The 1,217-nt window shown below is 48.1% G+C and carries 3 protein-coding genes; 1 reads left to right on the forward strand and 2 read right to left on the reverse strand.

Annotation, left to right across the window (positions count from 1 at the left end):
* Positions 1–170 precede the first annotated feature (170 nt).
* Positions 171–401 (forward strand): hypothetical protein, encoded by a 231-nt coding sequence (locus tag ACTHUM_RS14610; protein ID WP_440403238.1) that lies wholly within the window; start codon positions 171–173, stop codon positions 399–401.
* A gap of 8 nt (positions 402–409) precedes the next feature.
* On the opposite strand, the gene ACTHUM_RS14615 is transcribed toward ACTHUM_RS14610, so the two are convergent.
* Positions 410–667: a SemiSWEET family transporter gene (locus ACTHUM_RS14615; RefSeq protein WP_049225703.1), complete on the reverse strand. Its 258-nt coding sequence runs from the start codon at positions 665–667 to the stop codon at positions 410–412.
* A 136-nt stretch (positions 668–803) separates the two neighbouring features.
* The coding region (locus ACTHUM_RS14620) for a glutamine amidotransferase-related protein (RefSeq protein WP_440403239.1) at positions 804–1,217 on the reverse strand (414 nt) is incomplete at its 5' end.

The following is a 1,217-nucleotide window of genomic DNA, read 5'->3' on the forward strand; positions in this document are numbered from 1 at the left end:
TATTTATCATTTATCAATATCTTCCATTTGATTTATATATTGCTTCATGATAAGCGAGTGTAGCAAGCGTAGGCTGGGTTGAAAACCAACAGAAACCGCTTAATCATCTAAAAACGTTGAGTTTGGCAACCCAACCTACTTTAGTAAGCCGTAGCTCGTATGTAGGGTGTGTGCGGTACGCACGCACGCGTTCTCCATTTTCCCTGCAACTCCAACCCACCGCGTGCGTGCCTTGCGGCACACACCCTACCGATGGATTCAAAGGTCGTCTGAAAAAACGCTCGCGGGGTTTGTTCCATCTGCCTTGCGATAAAAAACTACCTGAAAAATTCCTGCTATTGATATTTTGGCCACTTTTTTCAGACGACCGTTTGCGTTTTTATTTTGCACAGGCCGTCTGAAAACTTCCTTAAAAACTAGTGATAAATGTAATCAAACCCAAAATAATGCCTGGGGCGTTTGCCAGTATGATGGGGTAGTCGCGTTTTTCTTTCAAAAAGCCGTAGGCAAACCATAATGTGCAGTTGATGGCGGCGACGAGGGGTTGCAACGGCGAGCCGGGGTTGCCGGCAAGGTTGTTTTGGATTTGCGGGATATAAGAAACGTACATACCGACGCCGGCCAGGGTGGCGGTGACGGAAAGAATGTGCATTTGTTTTTCAGTCATTGGTTTTCCTTTCTGATTAGACGATTGGGTTTTCAGGCTGTACAGATGTTGAGAGGGGGCTGAATTTATATTTTTGAAGTTTGGTTTTCAGACGGCCTGTTGTCGAGTTGAGTGTGGCCGTCTGAAAAAATCAGCTTTATTGTTTTGCTGCTTTGATATTGTCAATGAATTTGTCGAATAGATAGCCGACGTCTTGCGGGCCCGGGCTGGCTTCGGGGTGGCCTTGGAAGCAGAACACGGGTTTGTCTGTCAGCTCGATGCCTTGCAAGGTGTTGTCAAACAAGGATTTGTGGGTAATGCGTGCGTTGGCAGGCAAAGTGTCGGCATCGACGGCAAAACCGTGGTTTTGGCTGGTAATGACGACTTTGCCGCTGTCCAAATCTTGTACCGGGTGGTTGGCGCCGTGATGGCTGAAGCGCATTTTCAGAGTTTTCGCACCGATGGCGAGGCTGATCAGCTGGTGTCCCAAACAAATGCCGAAAATCGGTTTGCCGCTTTCCATCAGTTTTTGTACGGCTTTGATGGCGTAGTCGCAAGGCTCGGGGTCGCC

The sequence above is a fragment of the Neisseria sp. P0021.S006 genome, assembly GCF_051956895.1.